The sequence below is a fragment of the Pseudomonas akapageensis genome, from assembly GCF_011355085.1.
Lineage (GTDB): Bacteria > Pseudomonadota > Gammaproteobacteria > Pseudomonadales > Pseudomonadaceae > Aquipseudomonas > Aquipseudomonas akapageensis.
Map to the genome: position 1 here is coordinate 130,139 of NZ_VXCP01000014.1, position 20,939 is coordinate 151,077.

Consider the following 20,939-nt stretch of genomic DNA (forward strand, 5'->3'; position numbering starts at 1 on the left):
TTGCACGAAGGTGATCGATCAGCTGTTCTGGTAGCTGTCGATCACCTCCTGGGCGGCGCGAAAGGCATCGATCGCCGCAGGTACGCCGGCGTACACGGCGCAATGCAACAAGGCCTCGCGAATTTCCTCGACCGTGCAACCGTTGTTCAAGGCGCCGCGTACGTGGCCCTTGAGCTCCTGTGGGCACTTGAGTGCGGTCAGCGCGGCGAGGGTGATCAGGCTGCGGGTCTTGAGCGGCAGCCCTTCGCGGTTCCAGACGCCGCCCCAGGCGTGTTCGTTGACGAAGTCCTGCAGCGGTTGGGTGAACTCGGTGGCATTGCCCAGGGCGCGGTCGACAAAGGCGTCGCCCATGACCTGACGACGTACGCTTTCACCCGATTTGCTCTTGTTATCGCTCATCTGCATTTTCCTAGTGTTGGCGGCGCCAGGCGCTCAGCGTGGTGTACAGCAATACCGCGGCGAGCACCGGCAGGATATAAAACATCATCAAGTGTTCGAGCCTGGTGGCCAGCGGCATGCCGGTGGTGAAGGACACCACGTGCAGGCCGTAGGCCAGATACAGGCACAGCAACAGAAAGCCTTCGGAGCGTGTCACTCGATAACCGGAATAGAACACCGGCAGGGTCAGGAAGGCCACGCCGAGCATCACCGGCAAATCGAAATCCAGGGCATTGGGTGAAACCGATAACGGCTGCGGTGCGATGACGGCGGTCAGGCCGAGCACGCCCAGCAAGTTGAACAGGTTGCTGCCGATCACGTTGCCCACGGCGATGTCGCGCTCGCCCCTGATCGCGGCGATCAGCGAGGTGGCCAGCTCCGGAAGAGAGGTGCAGACCGCGACGACGGTCAAGCCGATTACCCGTTCGGACAGGCCCAGGTCGACAGCGACTTCGACGGCTGCGTCCAGCAGCAAGTGGCCGGCCAGAATCAGCAGTCCGAGACCGCAGAGCATCAATACCAGGCTGCTCAGCCAGGGGGCTGGACCATGCCTGACGCCTTCTATGACCGCCGGGTAGGTGCGGCCATGGTGGCGCGACTGGTGCAGTACCAGGCTGAGGTAGACGGCCAGCATGACCAGCAGCAGCACCCCTTCCAGGCGCCCCAGTTCTTCGTTGAATGCCAGGACGAACACCAGGAGGCTGGCGCCGATCATCAGCGGAATGTCCAGGCGCACCACCTGACTCGATACGCGCAGGGGGATAATCAGTGCGCACAGGCCGAGCGTGACCAGTACGTTGAAAATATTGCTGCCAATGACGCTACTGACAGCGATGTCCGGTGCGCCGTTGATAGCGGCTTGAACACTCACCGCCAGTTGTGGGGCGCTGCTGCCGAACGCGACCACGGTCAGGCCGATGATCAGCGGGCGGACTTTCAGACTGGCAGCCAGGCGTAGCGAGGCACGCACCAGCAACTCGGCACCGCAGATGAGCAGCAGCAAGCCGACTGCCAATTGCAGCAGGCTGAAGGTGGGTAATGTGGCGAGGTCGAAAATGGTTCGGGCTCCGCAAGAGATCAGTCGCTGAGACTTTGTACCCGGACTCGCGCCGTTCCGCTACCGAGCATGCCCAATTGTGCGGCAGCCGCGTGGGACAGGTCGATCAACCGGCCACGGGTATGCGGGCCGCGATCGTTGATGCGGACCACGACGGATTTGTCATTCTTGAGGTTGGTGACTTTCACCCGGGTGCCGAAGGGGAGCTGGCGGTGGGCGGCGGTCAGGGCATTCTTGTTGAAGCGTTCACCGCTGGCAGTGCGTTTGCCGTGGTGCCTGGAGCCGTAATAGGAAGCCGTGCCTTTTTCGTCATAACCGTGGGGGTCGATGTCGTGGCTGGCGCAGCCGGCCAGGAAAGTGAAAAGCGCGAGAGCGCAAGTTTGACGCAACATAACGGTGAATCTCCAAGTTTGCGACCGCTACGCGCCCGATCGCTGGCAAGCCAGCTCCCACAGGAATTCAGTAATTCCACCATTTTGTGAACACTGAAGATCCCCTGTGGGAGCGGCGGTTCGACGCCTCGACTTGCCCGCGAAAGGGTCCCTGATCAGGGACCCTCTATGACGCCAGCACCTCAGCCTTCGAGTTTGCTTTTGAGCAATTCGTTCACTTGCTGCGGGTTGGCTTTGCCTTTTGACGCTTTCATCGCCTGGCCGACGAAGAAGCCGAACATCTTGCCGCGCTTGGCTTCGTCTGCCGCACGGTACTGCTCGACCTGCTCGGCGTTGGCCGCCAGCACTTCATCGAGTACCTTCTCGATTGCGCCGCTGTCGGTTACTTGCTTCAGGCCGCGGGTCTCGATGATCTGGTCGGCAGTGCCTTCGCCTGCGGCCATCGCTTCGAAGACCATCTTGGCGATCTTGCCGCTGATAGTGTTGTCACGAATGCGCAGCAGCATGCCGCCGAGCAGCTCGGCGCTGACCGGTGCCTGGTCGATTTCCAGGCCCAGCTTGTTGAGCAGGCTGCCCAGTTCGACCATGACCCAGTTGGCCGCCAGCTTGGCGTCGCCGCTGATGCTCACGACCTTCTCGAAGTAATCGGCCTGTTCACGGCTCGAAGCCAGCACGCTGGCGTCGTAGGCCGACAGGCCGAACTGCGCCTGGAAGCGCTCGCGCTTCTGCGGTGGCAGTTCCGGCAGGGTGGCGCGAGTGGCATCCAGGAACGAATTCTCGATGACCACTGGCAGCAGGTCCGGGTCGGGGAAGTAACGGTAGTCGTTGGCTTCCTCCTTGCTGCGCATGGCGCGGGTTTCGTCCTTGTTCGGGTCGTACAGGCGCGTCTGCTGGATGACTTTGCCGCCGTCTTCGATCAGTTCGATCTGACGCTGGACTTCGCTGTTGATCGCGCGCTCGATGAAGCGGAACGAGTTGACGTTCTTGATCTCGCAGCGGGTGCCGAACTCGGCCTGGCCTTTCGGGCGGACCGAAACGTTGCAGTCGCAGCGCAGCGAGCCTTCGGCCATGTTGCCGTCGCAGATGCCCAGGTAACGCACCAGCGCATGGATCGCCTTGACGTAGGCCACGGCTTCCTTGGCACTGCGCATGTCCGGTTCGGACACGATTTCCAGCAGCGGGGTACCAGCGCGGTTCAGGTCGATCCCGGTCGAGCCGCTGAAGTCTTCATGCAGGCTCTTGCCGGCATCTTCTTCCAGGTGCGCGCGGGTCACGCCGATGCGTTTGACCGTGCCGTCTTCCAGGGTGATGTCCAGGTGGCCCTTGCCGACGATCGGCAGCTCCATCTGGCTGATCTGGTAGCCCTTGGGCAGGTCGGGGTAGAAGTAGTTCTTGCGCGCGAACACGTTGTGCTGGCCGATCTCGGCATCGATCGCCAGGCCGAACATGACCGCCATGCGCACCGCTTCCTGGTTCAGCACCGGCAACACGCCGGGCATGCCCAGGTCGACCAGGCTGGCCTGCGTGTTCGGCTCGGAGCCGAACGTGGTGGCGCTGCCGGAGAAAATCTTCGACTGGGTGGCAAGCTGGGTATGAATCTCCAGCCCGATGACAACTTCCCATTGCATGTGTTTTCTCCTTAGAAGCCTGCAGGGGCGCGGGTATGCCAATCAGTCACTTGCTGATAGCGGTGCGCGACGTTGAGCAGGCGGCCTTCCTGGAAGTACGGGGCGAGCAGTTGCACGCCAACCGGCAGGCCTTCGACGAAACCGGCCGGCATGGACAAGCCAGGCAGGCCCGCGAGGTTGGCGGTGATGGTGTAGACGTCTTCCAGGTAGGCGGCGACCGGGTCGTTGTTCTTGGCGCCGATTTTCCAAGCCGGGTTCGGCGTGGTCGGGCCGAGGATCACGTCGACATCGTTGAAGGCTGCCATGAAGTCGTTCTTGATCAGGCGACGGATTTTCTGTGCCTGCAGGTAGTAGGCATCGTAGTAACCGGCCGACAGGGCGTAGGCCCCGACCATGATCCGGCGCTGCACTTCGGCACCGAAGCCTTCGGCGCGGGAACGTTCGTACAGGTCGGTCAGGTCTTTCGGGTTCTCGCAGCGATAGCCAAAGCGTACACCGTCGAAACGCGACAGGTTGGAGGAGGCTTCGGCCGGTGCGATCACGTAGTACGCAGGGATGGCGTGCTGCATGTTCGGCAGGCTGATTTCCTTGATCACCGCGCCGAGCTTTTCCAGTTCCTTGACGCTCTGGTGAATCAGCTCGGCGATGCGTGGGTCCAGGCCAGCACCGAAGTACTCCTTCGGCAGGCCGATGCGCAGGCCTTCGATCGAACCGTTGAGCAAGGCGCTGTAGTCGGGCACCGGCTCATCGATGCTGGTCGAATCCTGCGGGTCGAAGCCGGCCATGCCTTGCAGCAGCAGGGCGCAGTCTTCGGCGGTGCGGGCCAGCGGGCCACCCTGGTCCAGGCTCGAGGCGTAGGCGATCATGCCCCAGCGCGAAACACGACCGTACGTCGGTTTCAGGCCGGTCAGGTTGGTCAGTGCGGCTGGCTGGCGAATCGAGCCACCGGTGTCGGTACCGGTCGCGGCCGGCAACAGACGAGCGGCAACCGCCGCGGCCGAACCACCGGACGAGCCGCCGGGGACGTGTTCGAGGTTCCACGGGTTCTTCACGGCGCCGTAGTAGCTCGATTCGTTGGCCGAGCCCATGGCGAATTCGTCCATGTTGGTCTTGCCCAGGCTCACGGCGCCAGCGGCGGCGAGGCGGGCGACGACCGTGGCATCATAGGGAGCCTTGAAGTTGTCGAGCATCTTCGAGCCGCAGCTGGTGCGCACGCCCTGGGTGCAGAACAGGTCCTTGTGGGCCAGCGGTGCGCCGAGCAGGGCGCCGGTTTCGCCGGCGGCGCGGCGGGCATCGGCAGCCCGGGCCTGGGCGATGGCCAGCTCCTCGGTCACGCTGATGAAGCTGTTGAGCTGAGGGTCGAGCTGGGCAATACGCGCCAGCAGGACGCGAGTCAGCTCCTCGGAGGAAAACTTCTTGTCGGCGAGTCCGCGGGCGATCTCGGCCAGAGTCAGTTGATGCATGGCAGGCTCTATTCCCTTACTCGATGACTTTCGGTACCAGATACAGGCCGTTTTCCACCGCAGGGGCGATGGCCTGATAGGCTTCACGATTGTTGCGCTCGGTTACAATGTCAGCGCGAAGGCGCTGGCTGGCTTCCAGCGGGTGAGCGAGCGGCTCGATGCCGGTGGTGTCGACCGCCTGCATCAGGTCGACCAGCCCGAGAATGCTGTTCAGGGCATCGGTGGTGCGTGGGAGATCGGCTTCATTGAGGCCCAGTCGGGCCAAATGAGCGATTTTTTCCACGTCGGAGCGTTCTAGCGCCATGGGGGGATCTCCAGTGGAAACAAAACGGAATCAAATCCGTGTGTTAAATTGTCGGAACACAAATGCAATTCTACGGTCATAAGGCCGCGATTGTGCGGAGGCGTGCTCGGAAAAACTGCCAATTTAACATATTGGCGCCTTGCCCAAAATCCCCGCCGTTGTTAGAGTTTGCCGCACTTTTTTACCCACGCGTTGCCTAGGGTCACTTTCCCATGTTCAAGAAACTGCGTGGCATGTTTTCCAGCGATCTGTCTATCGACCTGGGCACTGCCAACACCCTTATTTACGTGCGTGAGCGCGGTATCGTCCTGAATGAGCCATCGGTTGTGGCCATTCGCACCCACGGCAATCAGAAAAGTGTCGTCGCTGTCGGTACCGAAGCGAAGCGCATGCTTGGCCGTACTCCTGGCAATATTGCTGCCATTCGTCCGATGAAGGACGGCGTGATCGCCGACTTCAGCGTCTGCGAAAAAATGTTGCAATACTTTATCAACAAGGTTCACGAGAACAGCTTCCTGCAGCCCAGCCCTCGTGTGCTGATCTGCGTGCCGTGCAAGTCCACCCAGGTGGAGCGTCGGGCCATTCGTGAATCGGCCCTCGGTGCCGGTGCGCGTGAAGTGTTCCTGATCGAAGAGCCGATGGCTGCTGCGATCGGCGCCGGTCTGCCGGTTGAAGAAGCGCGCGGTTCGATGGTCGTCGATATCGGTGGTGGTACCACCGAAATCGCACTGATCTCCTTGAATGGTGTCGTCTACGCCGAGTCCGTACGTGTCGGTGGCGACCGTTTCGACGAAGCGATCGTGACCTACGTTCGCCGCAACTACGGCAGCCTCATCGGTGAGTCCACCGCCGAGCGCATCAAGCAGGAAATCGGCACCGCCTATCCGGGTGGCGAAGTCCGCGAAGTCGATGTGCGCGGTCGCAACCTGGCCGAAGGCGTACCACGTGCTTTCACCCTGAACTCCAACGAAGTGCTTGAAGCACTGCAGGAGTCCCTGGCGACTATCGTCCAGGCCGTGAAAAGCGCGCTGGAGCAGTCGCCGCCGGAACTGGCTTCCGACATCGCCGAGCGTGGCCTGGTCTTGACCGGTGGTGGCGCCTTGCTGCGCGACCTGGACAAGCTGCTGGCCCAGGAAACCGGGCTGCCGGTGATCGTCGCCGAAGACCCGCTGACCTGCGTGGCGCGTGGCGGTGGCCGTGCGCTGGAAATGATGGACAAGCACACCATGGATCTGCTCTCCAGCGAGTAATCGTTGCCGAGTCGATACCCTGCCGCCCCGTTTACAGGTTGCGCCAACGGTGCTACCTGTATGCGTCGGGTTGACGCCTGCCGGGCGTTGTTTACTGTCTATCTGCATCCAGGCCGGTTGCCGTATGAATGACCAATTGATCCATAGCCTCAGAGGAGCGGCTTATTAAACCGCTTTTCGCAAAAGGCCCCTCATTGGGCGTGCGCCTGCTGGTGCTGGTCGTGCTGTCGGTTGCCCTGATGGTGGTCGACTCCCAGTTCACGGTGCTCAAACCCGTGCGCAGCCAGATGTCGCTGGTGTTGATGCAATCCTACTGGATCACCGATCTGCCGCAGCGCTTGTGGCAGGGCGTGGCCAGTCAGTTTGGCAGCCGCACCGAGCTTGTGGCCGAGAACGAGAAACTCAAGACCGAAGCCTTGCTGCTGCAAGGTCGCCTGCAAAAACTGGCGGCCCTGACCGAGCAGAACGTACGGCTGCGCGAGTTGCTCAACTCCTCGGCGCTGGTCAACGAGAAGGTCGAGGTGGCCGAGCTGATCGGCATGGACCCGAACCCCTTCACCCATCGCATCCTGATCAACAAGGGCGAGCGTGATGGTGTCGTGCTGGGCCAGCCCGTGCTCGATGCCCGTGGCCTGATGGGCCAGGTGGTCGAGCTGATGCCTTACACCTCGCGGGTCCTGTTGCTCACCGATACCACCCACAGCATTCCGGTGCAGGTCAACCGCAACGGCCTGCGCGCGATCGCCAGTGGCACCGGTAATCCGGAGCGCCTGGAACTGCGGCACGTGGCCGATACCGCTGACATCAAGGAAGGCGATTTGCTGGTCAGCTCCGGCCTGGGGCAGCGCTTCCCGGCAGGCTACCCGGTGGCGACGGTCAAGGAAGTGATTCATGACTCGGGCCAACCCTTTGCCATTGTTCGCGCCGTCCCCACGGCGGCGTTGAACCGTAGCCGTTACCTGTTGCTGGTGTTTACCGACAGCCGCTCGCCCGAACAGCGTGCCAGCGATGCCGCCCAGGCGCAGGAAGCGGCGGATCGCCAGGGGCTGACACCTGCCATCGATGCCGCTGCACCGGCCAACCCGGCCGCCGTGGTCAGCCCGATCCCGACTGCAACTTTCCCGATTGGCGCACCGGTTACCGGTACACCATCGGCGCCGGTGCACGCACCGAAGCCCCCCGCAGCTCCCGCGCCCGCTGCAGCACCTGCACCTTCTGCACCTTCTGCACCTGCGGCATCCGTACCGGCGGCCCAGGCCGGCGGTCGTGGTGCTGCATCGACCACCCATAGGGAGAGGCACTGATGGTCGGTACTCGCGCCAAGAATGGCTGGGTTGTCTGGCTGACATTCGCGATCGGATTGCTGCTCAGCGTATCGCCACTGCCCCAGTTCATGGAAATCCTGCGTCCGCTCTGGCTGGCTCTGCTGCTGGCCTTCTGGGCGTTGGCGCTGCCACACAAGATCGGCATGACCACTGCCTGGGTCCTGGGTCTGGCCGAAGATGTACTGTATGGCACATTGCTGGGGCAGAATGCCCTGATCCTCACGCTGATCACCTTCCTGGTGTTGTCGTTGCAACAGCGCATGCGTATGTTCCCCATGTGGCAGCAATGCCTGGTGATCCTGGTCATTTTCGGGCTGGCGCAATTGGTCCAGCTCTGGCTCAGTGCCTTGACCGGCAATCGTCAGCCAACCCTCGCCCTGGTCTTGCCGGCATTGGTCAGCGCTTTGCTCTGGCCCTGGGTCAATTACGGCCTGCGGGGCTTGCGACGCCGTCTGAGAATCAATTGACCGGAGCTGAGCCGCTTGCCAAGTGCTCGGCTCCGACAGGGAGATGTCATGAACAATCCGCTCTACCTGGCCTCTGGTTCGCCACGGCGGCGTGAACTGCTGACCCAGATCGGTGTACCGTTCACGGTCGTCATCGCCGATATCGATGAAACCCCTCTGCCTGATGAAAGCCCCGAGGCCTATGTCGAGCGTCTTGCACGCGGCAAGGCCGAGGCCGGCTTTGCCGTGCTTGCCGCGACTCAGGCCCAGGCCCCCCTGGTGGTATTAGGCGCTGACACGGCGGTGATCCTCGATGGCCGTATCCTCGGCAAACCGCTTGATGCAGCCGACGCTCTGGCCATGCTTGCCGCACTGTCCGGCCGTGAACATGAAGTGCTCACGGCGGTGGCCGTGCTCGATGGCCAACGTTGCGAAACGCGCAGTGTCAGCAGCCGGGTCCGTTTCCGTCCAGTCAGCACGCAAGAGGCTCAGGCCTATTGGGATACTGGCGAACCCCGGGACAAGGCCGGCAGTTATGCCATCCAGGGGCTGGCGGCTATCTTCGTGGAAGGCCTGCAGGGCAGTTATTCGGCGGTGGTCGGCCTGCCCCTGAGCGAAACCGCAGAACTGCTGGGCAGTTTCGGCATACCCTGTTGGCAGGGAATCGCGCAGCAAGGCTGAACGGTTACGTCGGCTGTCCCTCGATCGAAGTCTTCGACGGCAGCCAATACGCGATCCAAGATTATCGTGAACACCTTTGACGAGACCGAGCCATGAGTGAAGAGATCCTGATCAATATCACGCCGATGGAATCGCGCGTGGCAGTGGTAGAAAACGGTGTTCTGCAAGAGGTGCATGTCGAACGGACCCAGCGTCGCGGGATCGTCGGCAATATCTACAAGGGCAAGGTGGTGCGGGTGCTGCCGGGCATGCAGGCGGCCTTCATCGACATCGGCCTGGAGCGCGCGGCATTCATCCATGCCTCGGAAATTTCCATGCGCGAGGGGCCGGCGGTCGAAACCATCAGCGCCCTTGTGCATGAAGGGCAAAGCCTGGTGGTCCAGGTCACCAAGGACCCGATCGGCTCCAAGGGCGCCCGACTGACCACCCAGCTTTCGATTCCGTCGCGCTACCTGGTGTACATGCCGCGGACCAGTCATGTCGGCATTTCCCTGAAAATCGAAGATGAAGCCGAACGCGACCGTCTCAAGCAGGTGGTCAGCGATTGCGTGGCCCAGGAGGGCATCGTCGAAGCCGGCGGTTTTATCCTGCGTACGGCGGCGGAAGGGGCGGGTGCCGATGAAATCCTCATGGATATCCGCTATCTGCGTCGCCTATGGGACCAGATTGGCGCGCAAATCAAGACCGTCGGCGCGCCCAGCGAAATCTACGAAGATCTGGGCCTGGCCCTGCGTACCTTGCGCGACCTGGTCAGTCCGAAGATCGAGAAAATTCGTATCGATTCGCGGGAAACCTTCCAGAAGACCACGCAGTTCGTCGCCGAATTGATGCCGGAGATTGCCGATCGTCTGGAACATTATCCAGGTGAGCGGCCGATTTTCGACCTGTATGGTGTCGAAGACGAAATCCAGCGCGCCCTGGATCGCAAGGTGCCGCTCAAGTCCGGTGGCTACCTGGTGGTCGATCCGGCGGAAGCGATGACCACCATCGACGTCAATACCGGAGCGTTTGTCGGCCATCGCAACCTCGAAGAGACCATCTTCAAGACCAACCTGGAAGCCGCAACCGCGATTGCCCGGCAACTGCGCCTGCGCAATATCGGTGGGATCATCATCATCGACTTCATCGACATGGAAGATGAAGAGCACCAGCGCCAGGTGCTGCGTACCCTGGAAAAGCAACTGGAACGCGATCACGCCAAGACCAACATCATCGGTATCACCGAGTTGGGACTGGTGCAGATGACCCGCAAGCGCACCCGTGAAAGTCTCGAGCAAGTGCTGTGCGAACCCTGCAACAGCTGTCAGGGGCGCGGCAAATTGAAGACCCCCGAGACGATCTGTTACGAGATTTTCCGGGAAATTCTGCGCGAGGCCCGTGCTTATCAGGCCGAAGGCTATAGAGTGTTGGCCAATCAAAAGGTGGTCGACCGTCTGCTGGACGAAGAGTCGGGCAACGTCGCCGAACTCGAAGCCTTTATCGGACGAACCATCCGCTTTCAGGTCGAATCCATGTACTCCCAGGAACAATACGACGTGGTGTTGCTCTGAATCATTGCATTGGACAGCACAAGGTCGCCGGGACCGCTGCATCGACTCTGGCAAATGTCCGGTGTCGGGCCATAGTTATTCCAGCACAACTCGGGGACCTCTGACATGGAGCGTCTGACTCGCATTCTGGCCGCTACGACCCGATGGGGCCTGGAATTGTGTGCGCTACTGGTGGTGCTGGTGGCGCTATACGTCAGTCTCGGCCGTGAATTGGTACCGTTGGTCGCCGAATACCGTGACGAAGTCCAGAGCAAGGCTGAGAAGGCCTTGGGCATACCTTTGAGCATCGGCAGCCTGGAGGGGCGCTGGAGTGGCCTGGCGCCCATACTGCTGGTCCACGACGTGATGGTCGGCGAAGGTGCCAGTGCGCTGCGTCTTGACCAGGTGCGGCTGGTGCCGGACCTGTGGGCCAGCCTCACCGAGCGTGAACTGCGTATTGCCCACCTGGAAGTCAATGGGCTGCAGGTGAGCCTGAAGGAAGACCGGGACGGGAATTGGGCGCTCAAGGGGCTGCCGGTTCAGGAAGGGCCCATCGATCCCGAACAGTTACTGACCCGAATGCGCGCTGTTACACGCCTGTCGGTGCTTAACAGCCAGGTCACACTGGAGCCTTTTGACCGCGACCCCATGACGCTGACCTACGTTGGCCTCGGCTTGCAGACGGGCAGCGTGCGGCAACGGTTGGACGTACGCCTGACCTTGCCCGATGGGCAGCCGTTGGCCATGAGTGTGCGCAGCCGGATTCGCGCCACGAAATGGCGCGAGGCCGAGGTCCAGGCTTACCTGAGCCTGCCCCAGAGCGATTGGGCGCGTTGGCTGCCCTCGCGCCTGACCCGTGAATGGAAGATCGAGCAGTTACAGGCCGGCGGAGAATTCTGGCTGGAGTGGGGCAATGGCACCGTTCAGAGCGCAGTGGCGCGATTGAATGCACCGCAGTTTCGCGGTGCCTATGCCGATCGCAAGGCAACTGATATCAAGGACCTGGCGCTCAGTGCCTGGTTCCAGCGCAACGAGCAAGGCTTCGATGTGTCGGTCGACTCGCTCGCCATGAGCCTGGGCGAGACCCGCTGGGAGTCGCATCTGCAGCTCAAGCAGCTGGCTGCGACCGACAAGGCCGAGGAAACCTGGCATGTGCAGGCCGACCGGCTGGACCTGACGCCTGTGACGCCCTTGCTCGATGCCCTGGTGCCGCTGCCGGAAAAAGTCGCGGCGGTCGTCGATGGCCTGAAGGTCACCGGCGGTTTGCGCAATGTCTTGCTCGACTACCGGCCCAAGGCAACGGGCGACCAGCGCCTGAGCTTCGCTGCCAACCTGGAAAGGGTCGGCTTCAACGCCTACCACGGGGCTCCGGCTGCAGGAAACGTCAGTGGCAGCATCAGCGGTGATCTAGGTCAGGGCGAGCTGCGCCTGGATACCGATAAATTCATGCTGCACCTGGACCCGATATTCGCCAAACCCTGGCACTACCTCAAGGCCAACGCCCGCCTGACCTGGCGCCTGGACGACGAAAGCTTCACCCTGATTGCACCCTACCTCAAGGTCCTGGGCGAAGAAGGCAAGATCGCCGGCGACTTCCTGATCCGCCTGCTGTTCGATGAAAGCCGCGAAGACTACATGGACCTGCGCGTCGGCCTGGTCGATGGCGACGGGACCTATACCCCCAAGTACCTTCCGCAGATGTTGAGTCCGGCGGTGGACGAATGGCTGCGCAAGGCCATCCTCAAGGGCGCTGTCGATGAAGGCTACTTCCAGTACCAGGGCTCGCTGAATCACGGCGCGCCGGATCATGCCCGCAGTATCAGCCTGTTCTTCAAGGTCCACGACGTCACCCTGGACTTCCAGCCCGGCTGGCCGCCGGTGCAGAAGGTCGATGGCGATGTCTTTATCGAAGATGGCGGCGTGCGGATCAACGCCAGCAAGGGCCAGTTGCTCGACACCCAGGTGCGCAATGTCAACGTCAATATTCCCCATGTGCCGGCGGGCGAGCAAACCCACCTGTTCCTGGACGGCGAATTCGATGGCGGGCTGGGTGACGGTCTGAAGATCCTGCAGGAGGCACCGATAGGCACCGGCCCCACCTTTGCCGGTTGGGAAGGCGAAGGCAGTCTCAATGGCAAGTTGAAGCTGGATATTCCATTGGCCAAAGGCGAACGGCCGAAAGTGCTGGTGGATTTCAACACGGATCGCGCGCGCCTGAAAATCCCTGAGCCGGAACTCGAGTTGACCCGGCTCAAGGGCAACTTCCGTTTCGATTTCGACAAGGGCCTGAGCGGGCAGGGCATTACTGCACAGGCATTCGACAAGCCGATCACTGCGCAGATTTTCGCCGAAGGCAAGCCTGGCGAGCCGCGTACACGAGTGACTGCCAAAGGCCAGGTAGCGGTGAAGAAGCTTACCGACTGGTTGCATGTGAATCAGACGCTGCCGTTGTCGGGCGAGCTGCCGTATCAACTGCAACTGGTCCTGGGTGGTGCCGACAGCTATTTGAATGTCGACTCAAGCCTCAAAGGACTGGCCATCGACGTGCCGGCCCCTTTCGGCAAGCTGGCGGGCGATTCGCGTGACACCAGCTTTCGCATGACCTTGCAGGGCGACGAACGCCGTTACGATGCGAGTTATGCAGGCCTTGCCAATCTCGCCTATGCGGCGCCTGTCGGCAAGCCCGGACAAGGTCGTGGCGAGCTGGTGTTGGGCCAGGGCAATGCGCAATTGCTGCCGGGGCAAGGCGTGCGGGTTCGCGGCGAGCTCGCGGCGTTGGACCTGGATGACTGGCAGCAGCAGGCCGGGCGCTATGCCAGCGAAGGTACGGGCGACAGCGCCAGGCAGATGTTGCGCAGTCTCGACCTCAAGGTCGGGAAGCTCAAGGGCATGGGCATGACTCTGGACCAGGCAGCCTTGCAACTGCGCCGCAATGGCGATGGCTGGCTGCTGCGGGTCGATAGCCAGCAGGTCACTGGCGATGTTCGTCAGTCCGATGCCAAGGGCGTGCCCATAGCGATCAATTTGCAGACAGTGCGTCTGCCGCCGGGTGATCCTGGCGCCGTGGTGGTGGAAAATCCACCCGATCCACTGGCCAAGGTCGATCCAAGAAAAATCCCGGCCATGGACGTCAAGATCAGCAAGCTGTACCAGGGCAATGACCTGGTGGGTGCATGGTCGGTGAAGATGCGTCCGACCGACAAGGGGGTTGCCTTCAATAGTCTGGACCTGGGCCTCAAGGGCATGCTCCTGCAGGGCAGTGCAGTCTGGGAGGGGGCTCCAGGGGCCAGCAGCAGCTGGTTCAAGGGGCGGTTGCAGGGCAAGAACCTGGCGGACGTACTCAAGGCCTGGAATTTTGCACCTTCGGTCACCAGCAAGAATTTTCGCATGGACGTGGATGGCCGCTGGCCTGGCTCGCCGGCCTGGCTCGGGCTCAAGCGTTTTTCGGGCACCCTCGATGCAAGCCTGCGCGAAGGCCAGTTCGTCGGGGTGGAAGGCGGCGCCCAGGCGTTGCGGGTGTTCGGTCTGCTCAACTTCAACTCGATCGGTCGCAGGTTGCGCCTGGACTTCTCCGACCTCTTCGACAAGGGCTTGAGCTATGATCGGGTCAAAGGCTTGCTGGTGGCCAGCAACGGTGTCTACGTGACCCGCGAGCCGATTACCCTTACCGGCCCATCGAGCAACCTTGAGCTGGACGGGACCCTGGACATGCTCCGCGACAGGATCGATGCGAAGTTGCTGTTGACCTTGCCCGTGACCAATAACCTGCCACTCGCCGCATTGATTGTGGGTGCGCCGGCAGTCGGCGGGGCGCTGTTCCTGGTCGATCGCCTGTTGGGCGACCGGATCGCTCGCTTCGCCAGCGTGCAATACCGCATCGTCGGGCCCTTGAAAGAGCCTAAGATTACCTTTATCAAACCTTTTGAAAAGAACTGACAGGCCGGAGCCCAGCATGTCGTTAGCGGTGATTCAAATGGTCAGCCAGAGCGATGTGCTGGCCAATCTTGCCCAGGCGCGCAACTTGCTCGAACAGGCGGCCGAGGGTGGTGCGCAGCTGGCGGTGCTGCCGGAAAACTTCGCGGCGATGGGGCGTAGCGACAGTGCTGCCATCGGCCGCGCCGAAGCTCTGGGCCAGGGGCCGATCCTGCCCTGGTTGAAACAGACTGCCCGCGACCTCAAGTTATGGATAGTGGCCGGAACCCTGCCCTTGCCACCCAGTGGCCAGGCCGATGCCAAGGCACATGCGTGCTCGCTGCTGGTCGATGATCGCGGCGAACAGGTTGCGCGCTACGACAAGCTGCACCTGTTCGATGTGGACGTGGCCGATAATCGTGGGCGTTACCGTGAGTCCGATGACTATGCCCATGGTCATAATGTCGTGGTGGCCGACACGCCAGTCGGCCGACTGGGCCTGACGGTGTGTTATGACTTGCGCTTCCCGGAGCTCTACAGTGCACTGCGCGAGGCCGGAGCGGAACTGATTACGGCACCGGCAGCCTTTACCGCGGTCACCGGCGCTGCGCATTGGGAGGTGCTGATCCGCGCCAGGGCCATCGAGACTCAGTGTTATATCCTGGCAGCTGCCCAGGGCGGCATTCATCCCGGGCCGCGTGAAACATTCGGGCATGCGGCCATTGTCGATCCCTGGGGGCGTATCCTTGCCGAACAGGATCGAGGCCCGGCCGTGCTGCTGGCCGAACGTGACAGCAGCGAACAGGCGTCCATTCGGGCGCGGATGCCGGTGTCCACTCACCGGCGCTTTTTCTCGCAGGGCGCCTTGCGGCCTGCGCATACCTCGGAGTGACTATGAGCGAGTTGTTATCCACTGTCAGCGACCATCTGCTAGCGCCGGGTGGCCTGACGATCGAAAGCCTGCAGTCGGTGCTGGGTGAACTGGCCGGCCCGGGCATCGATGCAGCCGACTTGTACTTCCAGGGGCAGATTTCCGAGTCCTGGGCGCTGGAAGACGGCATCGTCAAAGAAGGCAGCTTCAATCTCGACCAAGGCGTGGGCGTACGTGCCCAGTCCGGCGAGAAGACCGGTTTCGCCTACAGCAACGCCATCACCCTGGATGCACTGCAACAGGCTGCGCGCGCGGCGCGCTCGATTTCCCGTGCTGGCCAGAACGGCAAGGTGCAGGTGTTCTCACACTCCGATGTGACACGCCTGTATGGTTCGGACAATCCGCTTGAAGTCATCGGTCGTGCGGAAAAGGTCGAACTGTTGAAACGCATCGATGCGGCTACCCGGGCCCTGGATCCGCGCATCCAGCAGGTCACGGTGAGCATGGCCGGGGTCTGGGAGCGCATCCTGATCGCCGCGGCCGATGGTAGCCTGGCGGCTGATGTGCGTCCCCTGGTGCGATTCAATGTCAGCGTAATCGTCGAGCAGAATGGTCGCCGCGAACGTGGTGGTCATGGTGGCGGCGGCCGGACCGATTACCGTTATTTCCTCAATGAAGACCGGGCCATGGGCTACGCTCGCGAAGCATTGCGCCAGGCCTTGGTCAATCTTGAGGCCGTTGCGGCACCGGCGGGCACTCTACCGGTGGTGCTGGGCTCCGGCTGGTCCGGCGTGTTGCTGCACGAAGCGGTCGGCCACGGGCTGGAAGGCGATTTCAATCGCAAGGGCGCTTCGGCCTTCAGCGGGCGCATGGGCGAGCTGGTGGCGTCGAAGCTGTGCACCATCGTCGATGATGGCACCTTGGCTGGCCGGCGTGGTTCGCTGAGCGTCGATGACGAGGGTACGCCGACCGAGTGCACGACGCTGATCGAGAACGGTGTGCTCAAGGGCTATATGCAGGACAAGCTGAACGCCCGGCTGATGGGCCAGGCCTGTACCGGTAACGGGCGGCGTGAGTCCTATGCGCACTTGCCGATGCCGCGCATGACCAACACCTACATGCTGGCAGGTCAGAGCGATCCGGCAGAAATCATTGCATCGGTGAAGAAGGGTATCTACTGCGCCAACCTCGGTGGTGGTCAGGTCGACATCACCAGCGGCAAGTTCGTGTTCTCCACCAGCGAGGCTTATTTGATCGAAGACGGCAAGATTACCGCGCCGGTCAAGGGGGCAACCCTGATCGGAAACGGGCCTGAAGCCATGGGCAGGGTGTCGATGGTCGGCAACGACCTGTCCCTGGACAGTGGCGTCGGCACTTGCGGCAAGGATGGTCAGTCGGTTCCGGTGGGGGTTGGCCAGCCGACCTTGAAGATCGATGCGATGACCGTGGGTGGCACGGGCGCGTGATGCACGCGAGCCTGGGTGGGCTGCAGGGCGGCCCACCCGGTTCGAAGACTAACGCAGACCGCGTTGTGTCTCGTCCAGCTCGCGGATGTACTTGAAGATTTTGCGGCTCGAAGCCGGTGGCTTGTTATGCGCAAGCTCATGCTGGGCCTGACGGATCAGGGAGCGCAGTTGTTGGCGATCCGCTTGCGGGTATTCGCCGACAAACTTTTCCAACACGTCGTCGGCGCCGCTGATCAGGCGATCACGCCAGCGTTCGAGGCCGTGGAAGCGTTCGTTGTACTGCCGCGTGGAGGCATCGAGTTGATCGAGCAGAACCAGAATGGCGTCAGTGTCCTGATCGCGCATCAATTTGCCGATGAACTGGATATGCCGTTTACGCGCGATGTGCGCGGTGTGCTTGGGCGCATCGGCCAGGGCCCGGCGCAAGGCGTCGGTCAATGGCAGCTTTGCGACCAGGTCCGGCTTGAGTGTTGTAAGGCGCTCGCCAAGGTCTACCAGAGCATGCAGCTCGCGTTTGACCTGGGATTTGCTTTTTTCGCCCTCGTCGAGGGAGTCGTCGTAAGAATCAACCATGGGGGCAGTCCGCTAATAAACGCCGCCATGATAACCAGTCAGGGGCCGCTTGTCCGGCCCAGTCGTAGGTTGACCCCTGCACAAAGCAGATTTTGAGTGGAGAAAACTATGAGCGCAGTCCAAAGCGTCGGTCCGCAGGCCTTGCCGGCACTGCAAGAGCAGGTCGAGCAGATTATCGCCGAGGCCAGGCGTCAGGGGGCCAGCGCCTGCGAAGTGGCTGTTTCGCTGGAGCAAGGCTTGTCGACGACGGTTCGCCAACGCGAAGTGGAAACCGTTGAGTTCAATCGTGACCAGGGTTTCGGCATTACCCTGTATGTAGGGCAGCGCAAAGGCTCGGCCAGCACCTCGGCCAGCGGCAGCGATGCCATTCGCGAAACGGTCGCTGCTGCATTGGCAATCGCCAAGCATACTTCCGAGGATGAGTGTTCGGGGTTGGCTGATCCGGCCCTGATGGCGCGCGACCTGCCGGATTTCGATCTCTATCACGCCTGGAACATCAGTCCCGAACAGGCCATCGAGAAGGCCCTGGCCTGCGAAGCGGCGGCGTTCGCGGCCGATGCGCGGATCAAGAACGCCGACGGCACTACCTTGAATACTCATCAGGGTTGCCGTGTTTATGGCAACAGCCACGGTTTTATCGGGGGATATGCGTCAACCCGGCATAGCCTGAGCTGCGTGATGATCGCCGAAGGCGACGGGCAGATGCAGCGCGACTACTGGTATGACGTGAACCGCCAGGGTGAGCTGCTGGCCGACCCGGTCAGCATCGGCGTTCGTGCTGCGCAACGTGCCGCAAGCCGTCTGGGCGCGCGCCCGGTGCCAACCTGCGAAGTGCCGGTGCTGTTCTCGGCGGAGTTGGCCGGCGGCCTGTTCGGCAGTTTCCTTTCGGCGATTTCCGGCGGCAACCTGTATCGCAAGTCGTCGTTCCTCGAGGGGGCCATGGGGCAGCGCTTGTTTCCCGGGTGGCTGACCCTCGATGAGCGTCCTCATCTGCAGCGCGCACTGGGCAGTTCGGCGTTCGATGGTGATGGTCTGGCGACTTACGCCAAGCCGTTCGTCGAAAATGGTCAGTTGGTGTCCTATGTGCTGGGCACCTATTCGGGACGCAAGCTGGGCTTGCCGAGTACCGCCAATGCCGGCGGCGTGCACAATCTGTTCGTTACCCACGGCATCGAAGACCAGGCGGCGCTGCTGCGCAGAATGGGTCGGGGCTTGCTGGTGACCGAGTTGATGGGGCAGGGTTTGAACATGGTGACCGGCGACTATTCGCGCGGTGCCGCAGGTTTCTGGGTCGAGAACGGGGAGATTCAGTTCGCGGTTCAGGAAGTGACCATCGCCGGCAACATGAAGGATATGTTCCAGCAAATTGTCGCGATCGGTAACGATCTGGAGACGCGGAGCAATATTCACACGGGTTCGGTGCTGATCGAGCGGATGATGGTGGCGGGTAGCTAACCCCTGATTTTGGGGGCATGCGGCGGCCCATGTAGCCGCTGCCGCATGGCTGCGCTCGCGCGCGAAGCGGGCGCAAGATCTCAAGATCGCCGGGGAACCCCTGCGGGACTCCAGCGCAGCCTGCGGCAGCGGCTACAGGAATTCGGCCCACAAAAAAGGCGTGTCGCCCTTGAACGACACGCCTTTTTTGTAGGCGGGTTTTACCGGCGCTTACTCGCCTTCGTCGAAGAAGTTGTTGATCAATGCAACCAGCGCTTCCAGCGCTTCCTGCTCTTTCTCGCCTTCGGTTTTCAAATGGATCTTGGTGCCTTTGCCGGCAGCCAGCATCATCATGGCCATGATGCTTTTACCATCGACCATGGATTCGGGGGTGCGCCCGGCTTTTATCTGGCAGGGAAACTGGCCTGCGACGCCAACGAATTTAGCCGACGCTCGTGCATGCAAGCCGAGCTTGTTGATGATTTCGATTTCAAGAGCGGGCATCGCGGGTGGAGTCCTTTGGGCTAAAGGTCGCGGTGGCGGACCTGAACATTCTTGAGCGATGACTGCAGTGCCTGGCCCAGGCGTTCGGTCAGGTAGACCGAGCGGTGGTGGCCTCCGGTGCAGCCAATGGCAATTGTGACATAGGCGCGGTTGCTTGCGGCGAAGCGCGGGAGCCATTTGAGCAGGTAGCTGGAGATGTCCTGATACATTTCTTCGACATCAGGTTGGGCTGCCAGGTAATCGGCAACCGGCTGGTCGAGGCCGGACAGCTCTCGCAGCTCCGGTTTCCAATACGGGTTGGGTAGGCAGCGGACATCGAAGACCAGATCGGCATCGACCGGCATCCCGCGCTTGAAGCCGAAGGATTCGACCAGAAATGCCGTGCCGGGTTCAGGGGCATTGAGCAGGCGCAGCTTGATGGTATCGCGCAGCTGATACAGGTTCAGGCTGGTCGTGTTGATCTTGAGGTCGGCCAGGTCCGCAATGGGGCCCAGCAGCTCGCTTTCCACGCGGATGGCTTCGGCCAGCGAACGATTGGCGCTGCTCAGCGGATGGCGGCGACGGGTTTCGGAGAAGCGTTTGAGCAGCGTCTCTTCATCGGCATCCAGATACACGACATCGCACTGGATATGCCGGCTGCGGGCTTCTTCGAGCAACTGGGGGAAGCGCGACAGATGGCTTGGCAGGTTGCGCGCATCGATGGACACCGCCACCATCGGCTGCATCAGCTCGGTATTGATCAGCGCGCTTTCGGCAAGCTGGGGCAGCAGGCCGGCCGGCAGGTTGTCGATGCAATAGAAGCCGCTGTCCTCCAGTACTGCGAGGGCAGTGCTCTTGCCTGAGCCGGAACGACCGCTGACGATGATCAAGCGCATGTTTAGTTACCGTTCTGCTCGTCCAGGACGACCTGATACAGGGCTGCGTTGCTCGATGCCGAGCGCAGCTTCTCCCGCACTTCCTTGCGATCGAGCATGCTGGCGATCTGGCGCAGCAGTTCCAGGTGAGCATCGGTGGCGGCCTGCGGGACCAGCAGCACGAACAGCAGGTCGACCGGCGCACCATCGATGGCGTCGAAGTCTACCGGGGCGTCCAGATGCAGCAGGGCGCTGACCGGTGACTCACAGTTCTTTAATCGGCAGTGGGGAATGGCAATGCCATTGCCAAAACCTGTAGACCCGAGTTTTTCACGGGCGACCAGGCTTTCGAATACATCTTGCATCGCCAGGCCCGGAAGATCCTGGCTGATGAGGTTTGCAATTTGTTCGAGTACGCGTTTTTTACTGCCTCCCGGCACGTTCACGAGTGAACGGCCGGGGGTCAGGATGTTTTCAAGTCGAATCATGGGGGGGGGTATCAGCGAGCCGTCGCACCTTGCAGGAGGCTCTGCTGCTTTTCCTTGTGTTTTTTCAGTTGGCGGTCGAGCTTGTCGGTGAGCAGGTCGATCGCAGCGTACATGTCGTCATGTTCCGCATTGGCGACGACCTCGCCGCCGGGAATGCGCAGGGTGGCCTCGATTTTCTGTTTCAGCTTCTCGACCTCCATGATGACCTGCACATTGGTGATCTTGTCGAAATGGCGCTCCAATCGATCGAGTTTCTCGCCGATGTAAGTGCGCATGGCGTCGGTCACAACCAGTTGATGTCCACTGATGTTGACTTGCATACCG

Annotated in this window: 20 protein-coding genes; 9 read left to right on the forward strand and 11 right to left on the reverse strand. The window is 61.7% G+C overall.

Annotation, left to right across the window (positions count from 1 at the left end):
- Positions 1-18: 18 nt before the first annotated feature.
- The 6 genes from F2S13_RS11405 to gatC form a co-directional block, all read right to left on the reverse strand.
- A complete protein-coding gene (locus F2S13_RS11405) occupies positions 19-399 on the reverse strand; it encodes a carboxymuconolactone decarboxylase family protein (RefSeq protein WP_166360748.1) in 381 nt (126 codons plus the stop codon).
- A gap of 10 nt (positions 400-409) precedes the next feature.
- Positions 410-1,462, reverse strand: coding sequence for a calcium/sodium antiporter (locus tag F2S13_RS11410; protein ID WP_166360862.1), 1,053 nt, complete (start codon positions 1,460-1,462; stop codon positions 410-412).
- 53 nt (positions 1,463-1,515) lie between these two features.
- Positions 1,516-1,887 carry a septal ring lytic transglycosylase RlpA family protein gene (locus F2S13_RS11415; protein WP_166360750.1) on the reverse strand — a complete coding sequence of 124 codons (372 nt, stop codon included), beginning with the start codon at positions 1,885-1,887 and terminating at the stop codon, positions 1,516-1,518.
- A gap of 182 nt (positions 1,888-2,069) precedes the next feature.
- Positions 2,070-3,515 carry an Asp-tRNA(Asn)/Glu-tRNA(Gln) amidotransferase subunit GatB gene (gatB, locus tag F2S13_RS11420; RefSeq protein WP_166360752.1) on the reverse strand — a complete coding sequence of 482 codons (1,446 nt, stop codon included), beginning with the start codon at positions 3,513-3,515 and terminating at the stop codon, positions 2,070-2,072.
- A gap of 11 nt (positions 3,516-3,526) precedes the next feature.
- Positions 3,527-4,978: an Asp-tRNA(Asn)/Glu-tRNA(Gln) amidotransferase subunit GatA gene (gene gatA, locus F2S13_RS11425; RefSeq protein ID WP_166360754.1), complete on the reverse strand. Its 1,452-nt coding sequence runs from the start codon at positions 4,976-4,978 to the stop codon at positions 3,527-3,529.
- A 16-nt stretch (positions 4,979-4,994) separates the two neighbouring features.
- Positions 4,995-5,282: an Asp-tRNA(Asn)/Glu-tRNA(Gln) amidotransferase subunit GatC gene (gene gatC, locus F2S13_RS11430; RefSeq protein ID WP_166360756.1), complete on the reverse strand. Its 288-nt coding sequence runs from the start codon at positions 5,280-5,282 to the stop codon at positions 4,995-4,997.
- A gap of 212 nt (positions 5,283-5,494) precedes the next feature.
- Between gatC and mreB the strand changes: the two genes are divergently transcribed.
- From mreB to tldD, 8 genes are all read left to right on the forward strand, one after another.
- Entirely contained in the window at positions 5,495-6,532 is a 1,038-nt protein-coding gene (gene mreB, locus F2S13_RS11435) for a rod shape-determining protein MreB (RefSeq protein ID WP_008371426.1), read from the forward strand.
- 200 nt (positions 6,533-6,732) lie between these two features.
- Positions 6,733-7,836 (forward strand): rod shape-determining protein MreC, encoded by a 1,104-nt coding sequence (gene mreC, locus F2S13_RS11440; protein WP_425500225.1) that lies wholly within the window; start codon positions 6,733-6,735, stop codon positions 7,834-7,836.
- Positions 7,836-8,324, forward strand: coding sequence for a rod shape-determining protein MreD (mreD, locus tag F2S13_RS11445; RefSeq protein WP_166360758.1), 489 nt, complete (start codon positions 7,836-7,838; stop codon positions 8,322-8,324). Before mreC ends, mreD begins: the two co-directional genes overlap by 1 nt.
- Before the next feature lie 48 nt (positions 8,325-8,372).
- On the forward strand, positions 8,373-8,984 hold the full coding sequence (locus F2S13_RS11450) for a Maf family protein (protein ID WP_166360760.1): 612 nt from the start codon (positions 8,373-8,375) through the stop codon (positions 8,982-8,984).
- Positions 8,985-9,076: 92 nt separating this feature from the next.
- Complete coding sequence (gene rng, locus F2S13_RS11455) at positions 9,077-10,534, forward strand: ribonuclease G (protein ID WP_166360762.1); 1,458 nt, start codon at positions 9,077-9,079, stop codon at positions 10,532-10,534.
- Between the two features lie 105 nt (positions 10,535-10,639).
- The gene (locus F2S13_RS11460) at positions 10,640-14,449 is read left to right on the forward strand and encodes a YhdP family protein (RefSeq protein ID WP_166360764.1); all 3,810 of its coding nucleotides are present in this window, start codon (positions 10,640-10,642) and stop codon (positions 14,447-14,449) included.
- A gap of 16 nt (positions 14,450-14,465) precedes the next feature.
- Positions 14,466-15,317 (forward strand): carbon-nitrogen hydrolase family protein, encoded by an 852-nt coding sequence (locus tag F2S13_RS11465; protein ID WP_166360765.1) that lies wholly within the window; start codon positions 14,466-14,468, stop codon positions 15,315-15,317.
- A gap of 2 nt (positions 15,318-15,319) precedes the next feature.
- Complete coding sequence (gene tldD, locus F2S13_RS11470) at positions 15,320-16,762, forward strand: metalloprotease TldD (protein WP_166360766.1); 1,443 nt, start codon at positions 15,320-15,322, stop codon at positions 16,760-16,762.
- A gap of 48 nt (positions 16,763-16,810) precedes the next feature.
- On the opposite strand, the gene yjgA is transcribed toward tldD, so the two are convergent.
- A complete protein-coding gene (gene yjgA / locus F2S13_RS11475; RefSeq protein WP_166360767.1) occupies positions 16,811-17,335 on the reverse strand; it encodes a ribosome biogenesis factor YjgA in 525 nt (174 codons plus the stop codon).
- A 108-nt stretch (positions 17,336-17,443) separates the two neighbouring features.
- Between yjgA and pmbA the strand changes: the two genes are divergently transcribed.
- Positions 17,444-18,790 carry a metalloprotease PmbA gene (gene pmbA, locus F2S13_RS11480; protein ID WP_166360768.1) on the forward strand — a complete coding sequence of 449 codons (1,347 nt, stop codon included), beginning with the start codon at positions 17,444-17,446 and terminating at the stop codon, positions 18,788-18,790.
- 210 nt (positions 18,791-19,000) lie between these two features.
- On the opposite strand, the gene F2S13_RS11485 is transcribed toward pmbA, so the two are convergent.
- The 4 genes from F2S13_RS11485 to hpf are packed head-to-tail and all read right to left on the reverse strand — an operon-like array spanning position 19,001 to position 20,935.
- Positions 19,001-19,273, reverse strand: coding sequence for an HPr family phosphocarrier protein (locus F2S13_RS11485; RefSeq protein ID WP_166360769.1), 273 nt, complete (start codon positions 19,271-19,273; stop codon positions 19,001-19,003).
- Positions 19,274-19,293: 20 nt separating this feature from the next.
- Positions 19,294-20,148, reverse strand: coding sequence for an RNase adapter RapZ (rapZ, locus tag F2S13_RS11490; RefSeq protein ID WP_166360770.1), 855 nt, complete (start codon positions 20,146-20,148; stop codon positions 19,294-19,296).
- Between the two features lie 2 nt (positions 20,149-20,150).
- A complete protein-coding gene (ptsN, locus tag F2S13_RS11495) occupies positions 20,151-20,615 on the reverse strand; it encodes a PTS IIA-like nitrogen regulatory protein PtsN (protein WP_166360772.1) in 465 nt (154 codons plus the stop codon).
- 11 nt (positions 20,616-20,626) lie between these two features.
- A complete protein-coding gene (hpf, locus tag F2S13_RS11500) occupies positions 20,627-20,935 on the reverse strand; it encodes a ribosome hibernation-promoting factor, HPF/YfiA family (RefSeq protein ID WP_166360774.1) in 309 nt (102 codons plus the stop codon).
- Between the last annotated feature and the right edge of the window lie 4 nt (positions 20,936-20,939).